Origin of the sequence: Asticcacaulis sp. YBE204, from assembly GCF_000495855.1 — a bacterium.
Taxonomy (GTDB): Bacteria; Pseudomonadota; Alphaproteobacteria; order Caulobacterales; family Caulobacteraceae; genus Asticcacaulis.
Genome location: NZ_AWGF01000008.1, coordinates 1 through 14,080, shown reverse-complemented (window position 1 = coordinate 14,080; position 14,080 = coordinate 1). Strand labels below are relative to the sequence as shown.

The following is a 14,080-nucleotide window of genomic DNA, read 5'->3' as shown; positions in this document are numbered from 1 at the left end:
TACACCACGGCGGCTTTTTCCGAATATAATTCCAGCGGACCGCACGGCAATATGAGCCAGCGCGTCTTCTGGGCCAAGAAACTGACCGCCGAACAGGCCGCGAAGTGGCGGCTCGAAGCTGTCTTCCCCGACCGTAGCTGGATCGGGGCGGGCGCATGAGACGGCGCGAATTCCTCCTGACGGCGACCGCCGCCAGCCTCGCCGCCCCGGCCCTGGCCGCCGCGCCGTCGCGCGACAAGGTGCTGGGGACCATGTCGCGCGCCACGCGCTTCATGACCGATAAGGTCGCCGTCAATGGCGGTTACGTCTGGTCGTACCTGCCCGATTTTTCGCGCCGCTGGGGCGAGATGGAGGCCAAGCCGACCATGATCTGGGTGCAGGCCCCCGGTACGCCGGGCATGGGGCACCTGTTTCTCGACGCCTATCATGCGACCGGCGATGAGCAATATTACAAGGCCGCCGAGGACGTGGCGGGCGCCCTGATCTGGGGGCAGCATCCGTCTGGCGGCTGGCACTACATGATTGATTTTGCCGGCGAAGCGTCGCTCAAGGACTGGTACGAGACGATCGGCTCGCACGGCAAACGCCTTGAAGAGATGCGCCACTATTACGGCAATGCCACCTTCGACGACGGCGGCACCATCGATTCGGGTGAGTTTCTGCTCCGGCTCTATCTGGAAAAGCGCGATCCGAAATACCGCGCGCCGCTGGAAAAGGTCGTCGATTTTGTCATCGACAGTCAGTACGCCGTCGGCGGCTGGCCGCAGCGGTTTCCCATCAATCGGGAATATTCGAACGGTGGTCTGCCGGACTATACGGCCAACATCACCTTCAACGACGAAGTGGCCATCAACAATACCAACTTCCTGATGCTGATCTATCAGGCGCTCGGCGAGCAGCGCGTGCTGGAGCCACTGATGCGTGGCATGGGCGTCTTCATTCTGGCGCAGCAGGGCGCGCCGCAACCGGGCTGGGCGCTGCAATATACGACCGACCTCAGACCGGCCGGGGCGCGTTCGTCCGAGCCGCCGTCTCTGGCCACCCACACCACGGCGGCCTGTATCGGTCAGATGATGAAATTCTACCGCTGGACCGGCGACACGAAATATCTGGCGCGGCTGGATGAGGCGCTCGACTGGCTCGACGCCATGACCCTGGCCAAAGAGCGTCGGGTGGACGGCTTTACGCACCCGACCTTTATCGAGGTCGGGACGAACCGGCCCCTCTATCTCAAGGGCGGCGGCACCTGGAGCGGCGACCAGACCAACGCGATCAGCTACGAACCGCGCGGCGGGTCGTGGTTCAACCGACGACTCGACGTCGCCCGTCAGCGTCGCGAACTGGCCGCACTCAAGGCCCTGCCCAAGGCCGAGGTGACGAAGGATTCGCCGCTGTTCACCAAATCCGGCAAGCCGCTGAATCGTTATTTCGTCGTACGCGAGGTACGCGGGTCGGACCTGAACATCAGTGAGACCACGGCCAAACCCGTCGCCGATCTGGTCGCGGGGCTGAACGCCGAAGGCTACTGGCCGACGCCGCTCAACGCCACCAGCAACATCTATCATCCGGACGCGGAAGCCGCGAAGATGCCGCCGTCGAAAACCGCCAGCGGGCAGTCGATCGATGCGCGCGATACCTCGCCCTACACCATCAAGGACCCGGTCATGGGCATTTCGACCGGCACCTATATCAACAATATGAGCCGCCTGATCCAGTATCTGGACGCGTCGGCGGCAACAGCAGGCCAAAATAAGAGGAACGGCTAATGAAACTGGATCGCAGAGGATTTCTGGGTGCGTCGGTAACCGGCGCGGCATTGACCGCCCTTCCGGTGACGGCGCAAGCCGTAGCCCCTCAAGCCAACCGCATCGACATTCCCGACGAGGGCTGGGGTATCTGGATCGACGACAAGGCCCCCTATAAGGACGACGTCATCTACCTGCCGTCGCAGGTCGATCTGGCCAAGCTGCCGATCAATCCGCCGACCGGTGGCTGGGCGTCACTGAAACCCGACGTGACGGTGACTTTGCCTGCCACGGTCGAGCAGTATTTCTGGGGTAAGTACGGTCTGCGCCCCTATACGGGCGACGAATACCGATATGCCGAAGACGACGCCGTGCCGCAGAACGGCGCCTATCGCGGCGTGTCGTGGTGGTTCCGCTCGATCGATATTCCCGCCTCCGCCAAGGGCAAGCGCGTCCTGCTGCACATCCGTGGGGCGCGTCTGCGGGCCGAGGTCTTCCTCAACGAAAAGCTGGTCGGCTATTCGATCATGTCGGAACAGCCGATCGACTGCGACCTCTCGGGCGCGATGACGACGGGACCCAACCGTCTGGCTATCCGCATCACCAATCCCGGCGGCCGTTACGACTGGCGCGACTCGACGACCATGATGTGGGGCAAGCTGAAGCTGTTCGCTTCGCACGGCTTCGGCGGCATGGATCGCGGCCTGTCGCTCAGCGTCCACCCCCTGACCGCCCATATCGAAGACGCCTGGGTGCTCAATACGCCGCAGGCGCGCACCGTCACCGCCCATATGCAGGTCCGCGTCGCCGCTGGCGTCAAGACCGGCAAGCCGACCGTGACCCTGCTCGACGACAATGGTGCCCCGCAAAAGGCCGCCATCAAGCTCGACAGCCTTGAGATCAAGGACGGTCTGGCCAAGGTGAAATTCACGCTCACCGCCGCCGACGCCAAGCTGTGGGACCTGAAAAGCCGCAACCTCTACCGTCTGCGCTTTGCGTGGCCCGCAGGCAAGGACGCTTCGGTCAAGGAGGTCCGTTTCGGCTTCCGCTGGTTCGCCGTCGAAGGGATCGGGACCAACGCCCTGCTGCGCCTCAATGGCAAACGCATCAAGCTTTATTCGGCGATTTCGTGGGGTTACTGGGGCTATAACGGTATGTGGCCGACCAAGGCCCTGTCGCGGCGCGAGGTCGAGGCGGCGCAGGATCTGGGCCTCAACACGCTGCACGCCCACCGCAATGTCGGCAAGCACGACGTCTTCACGGCGCAGGACGAACTGGGCCTGATGCGGGTGATGGAGCCCGGCGGCGGTCGCCACGGCATCGGCAAGGACCTGAAACCCGGCGAAACCCTGAATGCGGCCGATACGTTCAGCCGGGACTTCATGGTCGAAAAATGCCGCATCATGGCGCGCACCTTCCGTTCGCACCCGTCGCTGGCGCACTACACCCTGCAAAACGAGATCGGGGCCAATCTGGAAAACCCGGATGTGCAGACCATCCTCAAGGCCATTCACGACGAAGACCCGTCGCGCACGGTAATCCTCAATGACGGCTTCGTGGCGCGTGGCGCGGCGCAGGCCATGTACCTAGCCTATGACGACCACTATTACCGCTCGGACAAGGAACAGTGGGGCGGCTGGTGGGTCAACCATCAGGGCGCCGGCGATCAGTGGTACGACAAGTTCTACGAGAACAAGGACAAGTATATCCACTATCAGACCGGCAAGCCGTTCATCGTCGAATTCGGTGAAATGCAGGGCTGCGCCGTTGCCGACAACCACGTGAAGATGGTTGCCGACATCAAGGCGTCGGGCGGCAAGTCCTACGACCTCGAAGACCACACCGTCATCATCCAGAACACCGCGACCTACCTCGACAAATGGGGCTTCCGCAAGGCCTTCCCGACGACCGAGAGCCTGTTCCTGTCGGTCGGGCGCAAGGCCTACGATGCGTGGCAGAACTATCTCGAAAACATCCGCATCGGCGACGAAACCGATATCGCGGCGATTTCCGGCTGGGAGACGACGGCAATCGAGAACCATTCGGGCATCGTCGACAATCTGCGCTATTTCAAGGCCAATCCCGACCTGCTGAAAAACAGCCTGCTGCCGGTGCGTCCGGTCGCCAAGCAACGCAAGCTGGCCTATGCGCTGGGTGAAACGGCCGAGGTCGATATCTATCTGCTCAACGACACCAGCGAGCCGGTGTCGGGGCAACTGAAGCTGTCGCTGATCACGCCGGATAACAAGGCCGTCGAGATCGCCACCTACGACGCGCCGAAGCATACTGCGGATCAGTTCAGCTATCTGCTGGCCGAAAAGGTGACGATCCCGGCCCTGACGCAGCCGGGCCTCAACAAGATCCAGCTTGAGCTGAAGGGCTATCCGGCCTTCGTGCGCGAGATATGGGTCGTGGATACAAAGCCAGCCTTCAAGAAGGCGCTGAAGATCGGCCTGTCGGGCGTGGCGAAGTCCTTCCGCGATCAACTGGCGAAGATCGAGGGCGTCACCTTCGAAGACGTCAAGCCTAAGACCAAGTACGACGCCATCATCGCTTCGGGCCTCAAGGCCGACGAAATCGCCAAGCGTCAGGTGGGAGAGCAGACCGGCCTCGAAGCCCAGCCCAAGGCCGGTGAAAAGCCCAAGCTAATCCTCGGCGACCTGCCGACTGAGGTGCTCGACGCCGTGAAATCCGGCACGCCGCTGCTGGCCTATGTGCCCGAAGACGGTCTGGCCGACGGCGTGGCGAAGCAACTCTCGGCGCTGGGTCTGTTCGACTATAAGGGTCAGGTCGGCAATCTGCGCGCGCCGTGGATGGGCAACTGGAACTATCTGCGCGCCCACGCCATTTTCGACGGCATCCCCGCCGATCAGGCGACCAGCGTCTTCCATCAGATCGAAGGCCAGCCGTCGAACGGCCTGATCATCGACGGGCAGGGGCTTGAGGTCATCGCCGCCTATAGCCGCGACCACGACCGCCACAATGGCGCGGCGACCTTCACCGCGCAGCGCGACGGCATGAAGGTGCTGGTTCAGCGCTTGCCCGACATGGTCGCCCCGCTGCAAAAACGCTTCCTGATCAACGCCCTGAACTGGCTTGCCTCTTAATGGAACCCGTCATGATGAAGCTTAACCGACGCGACGCGCTGAAAACCGCCGTGGCTTTTGCGGCCCTGTCCGGCGTCAGCCTGCCCGCTAAAGCGCAAACCAAACCGTTTTCGAACGACGATCTGAAGCTGTGGTACAAGGCCCCGGCAGTCGAATGGACCGAGGCCCTGCCGCTCGGCAACGGGCGTCTGGGGGCCATGGTCTTCGGCGGCGTGGCGCGCGAGCGTCTGCAACTGAACGAAGACACCATCTATGCCGGTGCCCCGTATCAGCCGGCCAATCCGGAGGGCCTGATCGCCCTGCCGGAAATCCGCAAGCTGATCTTCGACGGCAAGTATCTGGATGCCGAAACCCTGATCCATAACAAGTTCCTTGGCACGCCGAACCGGCAGGTCTCGTACCAGACGATTGGCGAAATGCTCCTGACCTTCGGTCCGTCGACCAATGCCAGCGGTTACCGGCGCGAGCTTGACCTCAATCGCGCCGTTTCGACCGTCACCTATCGTCAGGATGGCGTCACCTACAAACGCGAGACCTTTATTTCGGCGCCCGATCAGGTGCTGGTCACGCGCATCACCGCGGACAAGCCGGGCAAGGTCTCGCTGCAACTGGGTTTCGAGACGCCGCAGATCGCTGGGGTGACCGTCGAAGGCCCGCAGGACATCGTCCTCAAGGGCAAGAACGGGCCGCACAACGGCAAGGACGGCGCGCTGCGCTTCGAGAGCCGCGTGAAAGTGCTGGCGCAGGGCGGCACACAATCCACCGGCCTCGACGAGGTGATGGTGTCGGGCGCGGATTCGGTCACGGTGTTTATGGCGGCCGCCACCAATTACAAGTCGTACAAGGACGTCTCCGGCGACCCCACCGCAATTACCAAAGCGCAACTGGCGGTGGCCTCGGTCAAGGCCTATGACGCGCTTCTGAGCGCGCATATCGCCGACCATCAGGCGCTGTTCGGGCGGGTCAGCGTCGATTTCGGCCGCACCGAATTCGCCGATCTGCCGACCAACGAACGCGTGCTGCTGTCGCAAAAACAGAACGACCCGGCGCTGGCCGCGCTCTATTATCAGTACGGGCGTTACCTGCTGATCGGCTGTTCGCGGCCCGGAACGCAGCCCGCCAATCTGCAAGGGCTGTGGAACGAGAAGCTCAACGCCCCGTGGGGCGGCAAATATACGATCAATATCAATACCGAGATGAACTACTGGCCCGCCGAGCCGACGGCCCTGCCGGAGCTGGTCGAGCCTTTGATTGCGATGGTCAAGGATATTTCCGAAACCGGCGCGGTGACGGCCAAGGTGCAATATAATGCGCGCGGCTGGGTCACCCACCACAATACCGACCTGTGGCGGGCGACCGCACCGATCGACAAGGGCTTCTACGGCATGTGGCCGTCGGGTGGGGCATGGCTATGTCTGCACCTGTGGGATCGTTACGACTACGGGCGCGACAAGGCCTATCTCAAGGAAATCTATCCGATCCTGCGCGGGGCCTCGCTGTTCTTCGTCGATACGCTGGTGAAGGACCCGCACACCGGTTACATGGTCACCTGTCCGTCGATGTCGCCCGAGGCGCGCCACCCGTTTGGCACCTCGATCTGCGCCGGACCGACCATGGACATGCAGATCATCCGCGACCTGTTCGCCAACACCATCAAAGCCTCGGAAATCCTGAACACCGACAAGGCTTTCCGCAAGGAGGTCGCCGATCTGCGCGGCAAGCTGGCCCCCAACAAGATCGGCAAGGCCGGTCAGCTTCAGGAATGGCAGGAAGACTGGGACATGGAGGCGGCGGATATCCATCACCGCCACGTCTCGCACCTGTACGGCCTTTATCCCTCGACCCAGATCACGCCGCGCGGCACGCCCGAACTGGCCGCCGCCGCGCGCAAATCGCTGGAGATTCGCGGCGACCTGTCGACCGGCTGGGCGATTGCGTGGCGGATCAATCTGTGGGCGCGGCTGGGGCAGGGCGACCGGACGCACAGCATCCTTGGGCTGCTGCTGGGGCCGGAGCGCACCTATCCCAACATGTTCGACGCCCACCCGCCGTTCCAGATCGACGGCAATTTCGGCGGCACGTCGGGCATGACCGAGATGCTGCTGCAATCCTATAATGACGAGATCATCCTGCTGCCGGCCCTGCCGACGGCATGGCCGCAAGGCAAGGTGACCGGTCTCAGGGCGCGCGCGGGTTTCACCGTCGATCTGCACTGGAAGGATATGACGCCGGAAAAGGTGACCGTCACCAGCGCGCTGGGCGAAAAGGTGATTCTGGTCTTCGGTCAGGCGACCCTGCCTCTGGCGTTGAAAAAGGGCGAGGCGGCAACGTTCCGTTACGACGGCAAGGCGTTGGTCCGGGTATAATCGTCTCAAAAATCGTGGATTCGACACCTAATTATGAGATAATTGTCTAGGTCTGTTCGCACAGTTCCGCTAAGGTCGAGGCTATAACTCGCGCATTTACATCCGAAACGAAGTTCGGCGTAGCCAAAATCGCTGCACACTTGGCTTCGCCGAACTTCGTTTCGGAATGCGCTTGAAGCCGCCCGCAGAGCGGCCTTAGTCAGGGACTCTGAATGTACCGAAAGACCTATTACGCAACGCATCCTGACGGTATGGCCGGGGCCTCCAATGCTGACCTGCGCGACCGGTATCTGATCGACGGGCTGTTCGTTGCGGATCAGGTCGTGCTGAACTACCTGCATCAGGAGCGTCTGGTCATCGGCGGCGCGGCTCCGGTCACAGGCGTCGTGCGCCTGCCGGTCCACGACGAACCGGCCTCGGCCAAAGGCGCGCCCTATCTGCATGCGCGCGAAATGGGCGTCGTCAATATCGGTCAGGGCGCAGGCGTCATCACGGTCGACGGCACGGACTACCCGCTCGGCCCGCTCGACGCGCTCTATATCGGTCGTGGGGCGGGCGAGGTTGCATTCAGAAGCGACGATGCCGCCACGCCCGCGCGCTTTTATCTGGCCTCGACCCCGGCGCATGCCGCCTATCCGACGCAAGCCCTGTCGACCGCCACCGCCGTACCGCTGGAGCGCGGCGATCAGCTCAGCTCCAACGCCCGGATCATCTATCAACTGGTCGTGCCGGGTGTCTGTGCTTCGGCGCAGCTTCTGATGGGGCTGACGATTCTCAAGTCCGGCAATGTGTGGAATACCATGCCGCCGCACCTGCACGACCGCCGCTCGGAAGCCTATTTTTATTTCCAGCTGGGCGAAAACGACCGGGCTTTCCACTTCATGGGACAACCCGACAAGACGCGCGAAATCGTCGTGCAGAACGAGGAAGCGGTCATCTGCCCGCCGTGGTCGGTGCATATGGGCGCGGCGACGTCGAGCTATGCCTTCATCTGGGCGATGGGCGGTGAAAACCTCGACTACGACGATATGGACGTGCTCGATATCTGCCAGCTTTGCTAAGGGAATCCCATGACATTGCGCCTCCTCAAATCGACGATCTTCTGCTTCGCGGTTCTGACCGCGTCTCAGGCCTCGGCGCAAACGCCAGCACCTGTACCTGAGACGGCACGGGCCGTGGCCGCCAACGCCATCCCTTTCGACCGCAAACGCGTCATCGCTCTGGCGGAAAAAGCCGCCGACTACCAGATCGCCGCCATGGCGGGTGGCGATTTGCAGTTCAAAAAGGAAATGGGCAATCCGACGGGCTGGGTTCAGGGGGCGTTCTTCGTCAGCCTGATCGATCTGGCCGACCGTTCGGACGCGCCGATCTACGGGCAATTGATCCGTGCACGCGGCAAGGCCAATGGCTGGGCGCTGGGGCCGCGCCTCTACCACGCCGACGATCACGTCATCGGTCAGTCCTATTTCTGGGCGGCGCGCCACGGCGACGGCGAAGTGGCCCTGAAACCCATGCGCGACAGCTTCGACAAGATCCTCGCCGCACCCTCGACGGTCGATTTGAAGCACGGCGAATATACCGCGCCCGGCGGGGCCGGCTGCGACACACGCTGGTGCTGGGCCGATGCCATCTTCATGGCCCCGGCGGCGTGGCTTGAGATGTCGAAGGTCACCGGCGACCCGAAATACGCGGCCTTCGCCAAGTCGGAGTTCCGCGCGGTAACCGAATATCTCTTCGACAAGGACGAACACCTCTATTACCGCGACTCGCGCTTTTTCGACCGGCGGGGTCCGAACGGCGAAAAGGTCTTCTGGAGCCGCGGCGACGGCTGGGTGCTGGCCGGTCTGGCGCGCATGATCGCCCTGTTGCCCGAAGGTGACCCGGACCGCGCCTATATGGTCGGCGTGTTCAAACAGATGGCGGCCAAGATCAAGGCGATCCAGAAGGCCGACGGCTACTGGGCGCCGTCACTGCTCGCCGATCCCAAGACCGCGTTACCGGAATCGAGCGGCACCGGGTTCTATACCTACGCGCTCGCCTGGGGCGTCAAGGCCGGTATCCTCGACCGCAAGGCCTACGAGCCCTCTATCCGCAAGGGCTGGGCCGCGCTGGCGCGGTCGGTCCATGCCGACGGACGGCTGGGCTATGTGCAACAGGTGTCCGACCGTCCGGACAGCGTCGGTTGGGACGACACGCAGTTCTACGGCGTGGGCGCGTTCGTGCTGGCGGCGACGGCGGTGGCCGACCTCGATCTCGACAAGCCGGTGGTCAAGAAGAAGCGCTAAGGTTTCAGGTCCGGCACCTCGACCTGCCGCACGTCCTTGAGGGCGTGATCGGCGGGTTGATCGACCCCGCCCCAGACTGTCTGGCTGCTCCACGGCGCGGCGGCCGCGCTCCAGAAGGCGTGCGCGGGCGGCAGGCCCAACGGCAACATCCCTGCCGCGCAGAGATACAGGCTGCCGGTCGAAATATAGGGCTCGCCCAGACCCGGCTGATGACCGGCAAAGCCGATGGTCAGCCAGCCCTTGGCGTCGAACGTCCCCTTGGCTTCGATTAGGCGGCGGATTGTCGCCGTGAGGGCGCATCGGACCTGCGCCGGGGTGATTTCAGCGGGAAGTTTATCCATCCACGCCATCTGGGCCAGGGTTTGCAGCGCGCCGAACCGATAGGTCAGCGACCGCCCCAGCGGCGGAAAGCTGCCGTCCGGCGCGATCGTCCGTTCCTGCACGGCGGCGTAACGCGTCGAGCGCGTCAGCACCTGATCATAGGCGGGGGTAAAGCGCGGATCATGGGCCTTGAGCACCCCCAGCACATCGACCAGCATCGGCTGAATGACCAAGGCGTTGTAATAGTCGTGGTGGTAAAATTCCCCGTCGCCATAGGCCCCGTCGCCGAGATACCAGCCGAGCATCAGGCGGAGATTGGCCTCCAGACGGCTGGGGACGGTTGCCTGTCCGGCGTGCAGCAGAAAGGCCTCGACCATGGCCGCGAACATCACCCAGTTGCTGGTCTTGGGGTCGCTGGCCTTGCGCGAGGCAACGAAGGCGTCGATGAGTTGCGTCTTGACGCGATCGGGCAGGGGCGTCCACAAAACGTCAGGCGCGCGCAGCAGGCCCTGCGCCAGAAAGGCTGCGTCGACCAGTGCCTGACCGCCGTCGTTGAAGTTCAAAAAATCCGGCGATCCGGGTCGCGTCGCATTGTCGAGCGCCGTGTGCGACCACGCGATATATTGTTGTTGGAGCTTAAGTTCCGGACCGCTCAGGCCGGTGAGCGCCAGCCACGGCGCGATACCGCACATCAGCCGCCCGAAGGCTTCGAGATGGCTGTATTTTTCGCGTCCGGCCCTGGGTTTTTGCTCGACCGGCATGGCCTGACGCAGGGTATGGCCGCCAGATGGCTGAGGACCGGGCGCGCGATACGATCCATGACGCCGACCCAATAGGCGCGATCCTGCGCACCGGTGACGACCGGCGCGGCGGTGGCGCTCAACGGCGCGGCAACGCTCAGGGCCGCCATCGATTTGAAAAAGACGCGCCGGGATGCGGACATAACCCCTCTCCTGTTTTATTATTTCATATTGCCATCCCGAATATAAGGATAGCAAGCCCGGACCCTATCTGTCGGTGAAAACCTGTGCTAGGCAATCATCATATATAAAGGAAATGCCCATGACCCTCTCGTTTGCCTTGGCGCTGGCCCTTGCCGCCGCGCCGGATGTTACGCTTAAAGAATCGCTCGATCTGGCGACCGCCGCCGCCGATATATGTCAGGCGAAGGGCTTTGCCGCCAGCGTCAGCGTGGTCGATACGCAAGGCGTGGTCAAGGTGACGCTCAGGGCCGATGGCGCTACGAAGGCCCCGGTTGCCGCCCCGCGCAAGGCCGCTACGGCGGTGGCGTTCAAGGCGCCCGGCTCAGAGATGGAGCCGCGCGAAAAGAGCGATCCCGCATTCGCCGCGCTCATCGCCTCGAAACCCGATCTGTATAACGCCCATGCCGGATCGATTCCGTTATATCGCGGCGAGGTTCTGGCCGGGGGGCTGGCTATCGGCGACGTACCCCACACCACGGCGGATCAGTGCGTGCGCGAGGCCGCTCAGAAGTTCCCGCTGAAATGAAGGCGCTGGTTCTGGCGATCCTGTTGCTCTTGGCCGGACCCGCCGCCGCGCAAACGCCGGTGCCCGAAGCGATTGACAAGGTGTGGTCGGGCCACGGGGTCAAATTCGCCGTGACGACGACGAAAACCCATCTTTACGTCGCCTATTACGACGCCAACCGGCAACTGACCGTGGCACAAAGGCCGCTGAACAATCCGGCGCACTGGGTCTATCATAAGGTCGATACCTGGCTCGGCTGGGACAGCCATAACCTGATCGCTGTGGCCGTCGATAATGCGGGGGCGGTGCATGTGGCGGCCAATATGCACGTCGATCCATTGACCTATTTCCGCAGCGATCCCGGTGGCGACGTCCGGACGTTGAAACGTGTGCCGGTGCTGATTACTGCCGCGCGCGAGCAGGCCATGACCTATCCGATCTTTCTCAAGAATGCCGAAGGGCGGTTGATTTTGAAGTACCGCGACGGGTCGAGCGGGCGCGGCAACGAAATCTACACGATCTATGACGAGGCGACGCAGAGCTGGCGCGCCCTGACCGACGCGCCGCTGGTCGATGGCGAAGGGCGGATGAACGCCTATTTCATGGGTCCGGTACAGGGTGCCGACGGTTATTTCCATATCGCCTGGGTGTGGCGTGACTCGCCGCAGGCCGAGACCAATCACGACCTCAGCTATGCGCGCAGCCGCGACCTGATCCATTGGGAACGCGCCGACGGGACGCCGCTGCCTCTGCCGATCCGGTTGAAAGATGCCGAAATCGTCGATCCGGTACCGGTCAAAGGCGGGATGATCAACAATAATACTGTCGTCGGTTTCGACGATCGCGGGCGGGTGATGATCACCTATCACAAGTACGATGCCGCCGGGAACACGCAGATCTGGGTCGCGCGCTACGACAAGGGCTGGAAAACGGCGCAGGTCAGCGCGTGGATGAATTACCGCTGGGATTTCAAGGGCACCGGCTCGCTTAATTCGGAACTGTTCGTCGAGGGTGTGCGGCCGGGCGCAGCGGGCAGGCTGATCGTGCCGGTGGTGCGGCTGGGCCAGCCGATAGAGTTTGAAATCGATGCGACGACCTTGAAATTAGTGGCTGAACGACCGGTCGAAAGCGTCGCCGAAACCTTGCGCGGTAAGCTGGGTGTGTCTGCCGATATGCTGATCAATGTGGCGGAAACGACAGCGGCGGATGGGACGGTCTATCGTCTGGGCTGGGCCGCGAAAGCCCCGAACCGCGACCGTCCGCTGGAGGCTATTCCGGCCCCGACGGATTTGAAGCTGTTCGTGTATAAGAAATAACCAAAGAACGCGCTTATATGAATTGGCGGGGTGGCTTCAGTAGTTAAGGCCCCCACCACCGCATCTAGCGCTTACGCGCGTCGTGCGGTCCCCCTCCCCACAAGTGGGGAGGTATTTGAAGTTACTCCATGCCCTTCATGGCGCGGGCGGAGCGCAGGCCGTTGCGACGCAGCGCAAGGATGGCGTGGCGCAGATCGGCCATGGCCTGTTCCTTGGTATGACCTTCGGCCTCGTATTCGGCGATGGTCTGCTCGATCAGTTCGGCTTCCGGCGAGCGGTTATCGTTGGCAGCGATAAAGGGAGCGGCGGGCATGAGGTTTCCGAACTGTGGCTGAGACGCGTACCCTACGGTACGGGGATTACTATCCTCCTAAAGACGCCAATTTTAGTGCGCGATCAAGCCGTTTTCGCGCGCCCAGTCGGCATCGAGCACCATCTGAATCGCGGGCACTTTGAAAAGCTTGGGCAAAGGCCGCCCGTCCTCACGATAAAGTTCCCCGGCGACCGAGAAAATGCCGCGCAGTCGCTCGATGGCCTGAAGCGCCAGAGGCTGCCCCGCCACGATGACCCACGCTCCGTCGTATAGTTTTCCCATGACCGCCTCCGCAATTGTTCTTATATTGTTCTCGCGTTGGGGATAAGTCAAGATTGAAATGTTCTTATTTTGATCTTTTTCAAATCGACCTTAAAGGGCGCGGATATCTGGTAGCTATCCGCGCCCTTTTAAACCTCAAACGTCGGTTTCGGCCAGCGACAGCAGGCTGGCATTACCGCCCGCCGAGGTCGTATCCACCGACACCGTGCGTTCATTGGCGAAACGCAGGAGATAGTGCGGGCCACCGGCTTTTGGGCCGGTGCCGGACAGGCCTTCACCGCCGAAGGGTTGCGAGCCGACGACCGCGCCGATCATCGAACGGTTGACGTAGAGATTGCCGACCTTGGCCAACGCCTTGACCCGTTCGGCGGTCTCGGCGACGCGCGAATGTAGCCCCATGGTCAGGCCGTAGCCGCGCGCATTGATGCGGCTGACCACGTCCTCAAGCTCACCGGCTTTCCACGTCACGACGTGCAGGATCGGGCCGAACCATTCCTGCGTCAGGTCTTCGATACCCGACAGACGGATGGCTGTCGGTGGCACGAACAGACCGGTTTGCGGTGCCTCTACCGTATGCAGCCACTGGGCCTTCATGCGGTCGCGATAGGCCATGAGCTTATCGCGCGAAGCCTCGTCGATGACCGGGCCGACATCGGTGCGGATGTCGGCGGTGTCGCCCAGCGTCAGGGCGTCCATCGCGCCTTTCAGCATATGCAGGATCGTATCGGCCACATCTTCCTGCACGATCAGCAGACGCAGGGCCGAACAGCGCTGACCCGCCGAACGGAAGGCCGAGGTGACGACGTCATTGACCACCTGTTCCGGCAGGGCGGTCGAGTCAACGATCATGGCGTTCA

The 14,080-nt window shown here is 62.6% G+C and carries 12 protein-coding genes; 7 read left to right on the top strand and 5 right to left on the bottom strand.

What is annotated here, in order from left to right:
• Positions 1–155: 155 nt before the first annotated feature.
• From AEYBE204_RS31025 to AEYBE204_RS31005, 5 genes are all read left to right on the top strand, one after another.
• On the top strand, positions 156–1,766 hold the full coding sequence (locus AEYBE204_RS31025; RefSeq protein WP_023462440.1) for a pectate lyase: 1,611 nt from the start codon (positions 156–158) through the stop codon (positions 1,764–1,766).
• Positions 1,766–4,852, top strand: coding sequence for a sugar-binding domain-containing protein (locus tag AEYBE204_RS31020; protein WP_023462439.1), 3,087 nt, complete (start codon positions 1,766–1,768; stop codon positions 4,850–4,852). The genes AEYBE204_RS31025 and AEYBE204_RS31020 overlap by 1 nt, the downstream gene beginning before the upstream one ends.
• 11 nt (positions 4,853–4,863) lie before the next feature.
• Entirely contained in the window at positions 4,864–7,218 is a 2,355-nt protein-coding gene (locus AEYBE204_RS31015) for a glycoside hydrolase N-terminal domain-containing protein (protein ID WP_052019432.1), read from the top strand.
• Positions 7,219–7,430: 212 nt separating this feature from the next.
• Positions 7,431–8,279, top strand: a complete 849-nt coding sequence (gene kduI / locus AEYBE204_RS31010) for a 5-dehydro-4-deoxy-D-glucuronate isomerase (protein WP_023462437.1) — start codon at positions 7,431–7,433, stop codon at positions 8,277–8,279.
• Between the two features lie 9 nt (positions 8,280–8,288).
• The gene (locus AEYBE204_RS31005) at positions 8,289–9,503 is read left to right on the top strand and encodes a glycoside hydrolase family 105 protein (protein ID WP_023462436.1); all 1,215 of its coding nucleotides are present in this window, start codon (positions 8,289–8,291) and stop codon (positions 9,501–9,503) included.
• Here AEYBE204_RS31005 and AEYBE204_RS31000 read toward each other — a convergent pair.
• The gene (locus tag AEYBE204_RS31000) at positions 9,500–10,585 is read right to left on the bottom strand and encodes a DUF2264 domain-containing protein (RefSeq protein ID WP_200862183.1); all 1,086 of its coding nucleotides are present in this window, start codon (positions 10,583–10,585) and stop codon (positions 9,500–9,502) included. The two genes, AEYBE204_RS31005 and AEYBE204_RS31000, sit on opposite strands and share 4 nt — an antisense overlap.
• Positions 10,516–10,767 (bottom strand): hypothetical protein, encoded by a 252-nt coding sequence (locus AEYBE204_RS40730; RefSeq protein WP_023462434.1) that lies wholly within the window; start codon positions 10,765–10,767, stop codon positions 10,516–10,518. Before AEYBE204_RS40730 ends, AEYBE204_RS31000 begins: the two co-directional genes overlap by 70 nt.
• A gap of 119 nt (positions 10,768–10,886) precedes the next feature.
• Between AEYBE204_RS40730 and AEYBE204_RS30995 the strand changes: the two genes are divergently transcribed.
• Both AEYBE204_RS30995 and AEYBE204_RS30990 read left to right on the top strand, forming a co-directional pair.
• The gene (locus AEYBE204_RS30995; RefSeq protein WP_023462433.1) at positions 10,887–11,333 is read left to right on the top strand and encodes a heme-binding protein; all 447 of its coding nucleotides are present in this window, start codon (positions 10,887–10,889) and stop codon (positions 11,331–11,333) included.
• On the top strand, positions 11,330–12,628 hold the full coding sequence (locus AEYBE204_RS30990) for a BNR repeat-containing protein (RefSeq protein WP_023462432.1): 1,299 nt from the start codon (positions 11,330–11,332) through the stop codon (positions 12,626–12,628). Before AEYBE204_RS30995 ends, AEYBE204_RS30990 begins: the two co-directional genes overlap by 4 nt.
• A 121-nt stretch (positions 12,629–12,749) precedes the next feature.
• Here AEYBE204_RS30990 and AEYBE204_RS30985 read toward each other — a convergent pair whose 3' ends face one another.
• The 3 genes from AEYBE204_RS30985 to AEYBE204_RS30975 all read right to left on the bottom strand — a co-directional run.
• Complete coding sequence (locus AEYBE204_RS30985; protein WP_023462431.1) at positions 12,750–12,941, bottom strand: hypothetical protein; 192 nt, start codon at positions 12,939–12,941, stop codon at positions 12,750–12,752.
• 72 nt (positions 12,942–13,013) lie between these two features.
• Positions 13,014–13,223: a hypothetical protein gene (locus tag AEYBE204_RS30980; protein ID WP_023462430.1), complete on the bottom strand. Its 210-nt coding sequence runs from the start codon at positions 13,221–13,223 to the stop codon at positions 13,014–13,016.
• A 135-nt stretch (positions 13,224–13,358) separates the two neighbouring features.
• The coding region (locus AEYBE204_RS30975; RefSeq protein ID WP_023462429.1) for an aldehyde dehydrogenase family protein at positions 13,359–14,080 on the bottom strand (722 nt) is incomplete at its 5' end.

Bases quoted from the DNA above. Each gene is read 5' to 3' on its own strand.
- AEYBE204_RS31025 (WP_023462440.1), top strand. From the start codon at position 156: ATGAGACGGCGCGAATTCCTCCTGACGGCGACCGCCGCCAGCCTCGCC.
- AEYBE204_RS31020 (WP_023462439.1), top strand. From the start codon at position 1,766: ATGAAACTGGATCGCAGAGGATTTCTGGGTGCGTCGGTAACCGGCGCG.
- AEYBE204_RS31015 (WP_052019432.1), top strand. From the start codon at position 4,864: ATGATGAAGCTTAACCGACGCGACGCGCTGAAAACCGCCGTGGCTTTT.
- kduI (WP_023462437.1), top strand. From the start codon at position 7,431: ATGTACCGAAAGACCTATTACGCAACGCATCCTGACGGTATGGCCGGG.
- AEYBE204_RS31005 (WP_023462436.1), top strand. From the start codon at position 8,289: ATGACATTGCGCCTCCTCAAATCGACGATCTTCTGCTTCGCGGTTCTG.
- AEYBE204_RS31000 (WP_200862183.1), bottom strand. From the start codon at position 10,585: ATGCCGGTCGAGCAAAAACCCAGGGCCGGACGCGAAAAATACAGCCAT.
- AEYBE204_RS40730 (WP_023462434.1), bottom strand. From the start codon at position 10,767: ATGTCCGCATCCCGGCGCGTCTTTTTCAAATCGATGGCGGCCCTGAGC.
- AEYBE204_RS30995 (WP_023462433.1), top strand. From the start codon at position 10,887: ATGACCCTCTCGTTTGCCTTGGCGCTGGCCCTTGCCGCCGCGCCGGAT.
- AEYBE204_RS30990 (WP_023462432.1), top strand. From the start codon at position 11,330: ATGAAGGCGCTGGTTCTGGCGATCCTGTTGCTCTTGGCCGGACCCGCC.
- AEYBE204_RS30985 (WP_023462431.1), bottom strand. From the start codon at position 12,941: ATGCCCGCCGCTCCCTTTATCGCTGCCAACGATAACCGCTCGCCGGAA.
- AEYBE204_RS30980 (WP_023462430.1), bottom strand. From the start codon at position 13,223: ATGGGAAAACTATACGACGGAGCGTGGGTCATCGTGGCGGGGCAGCCT.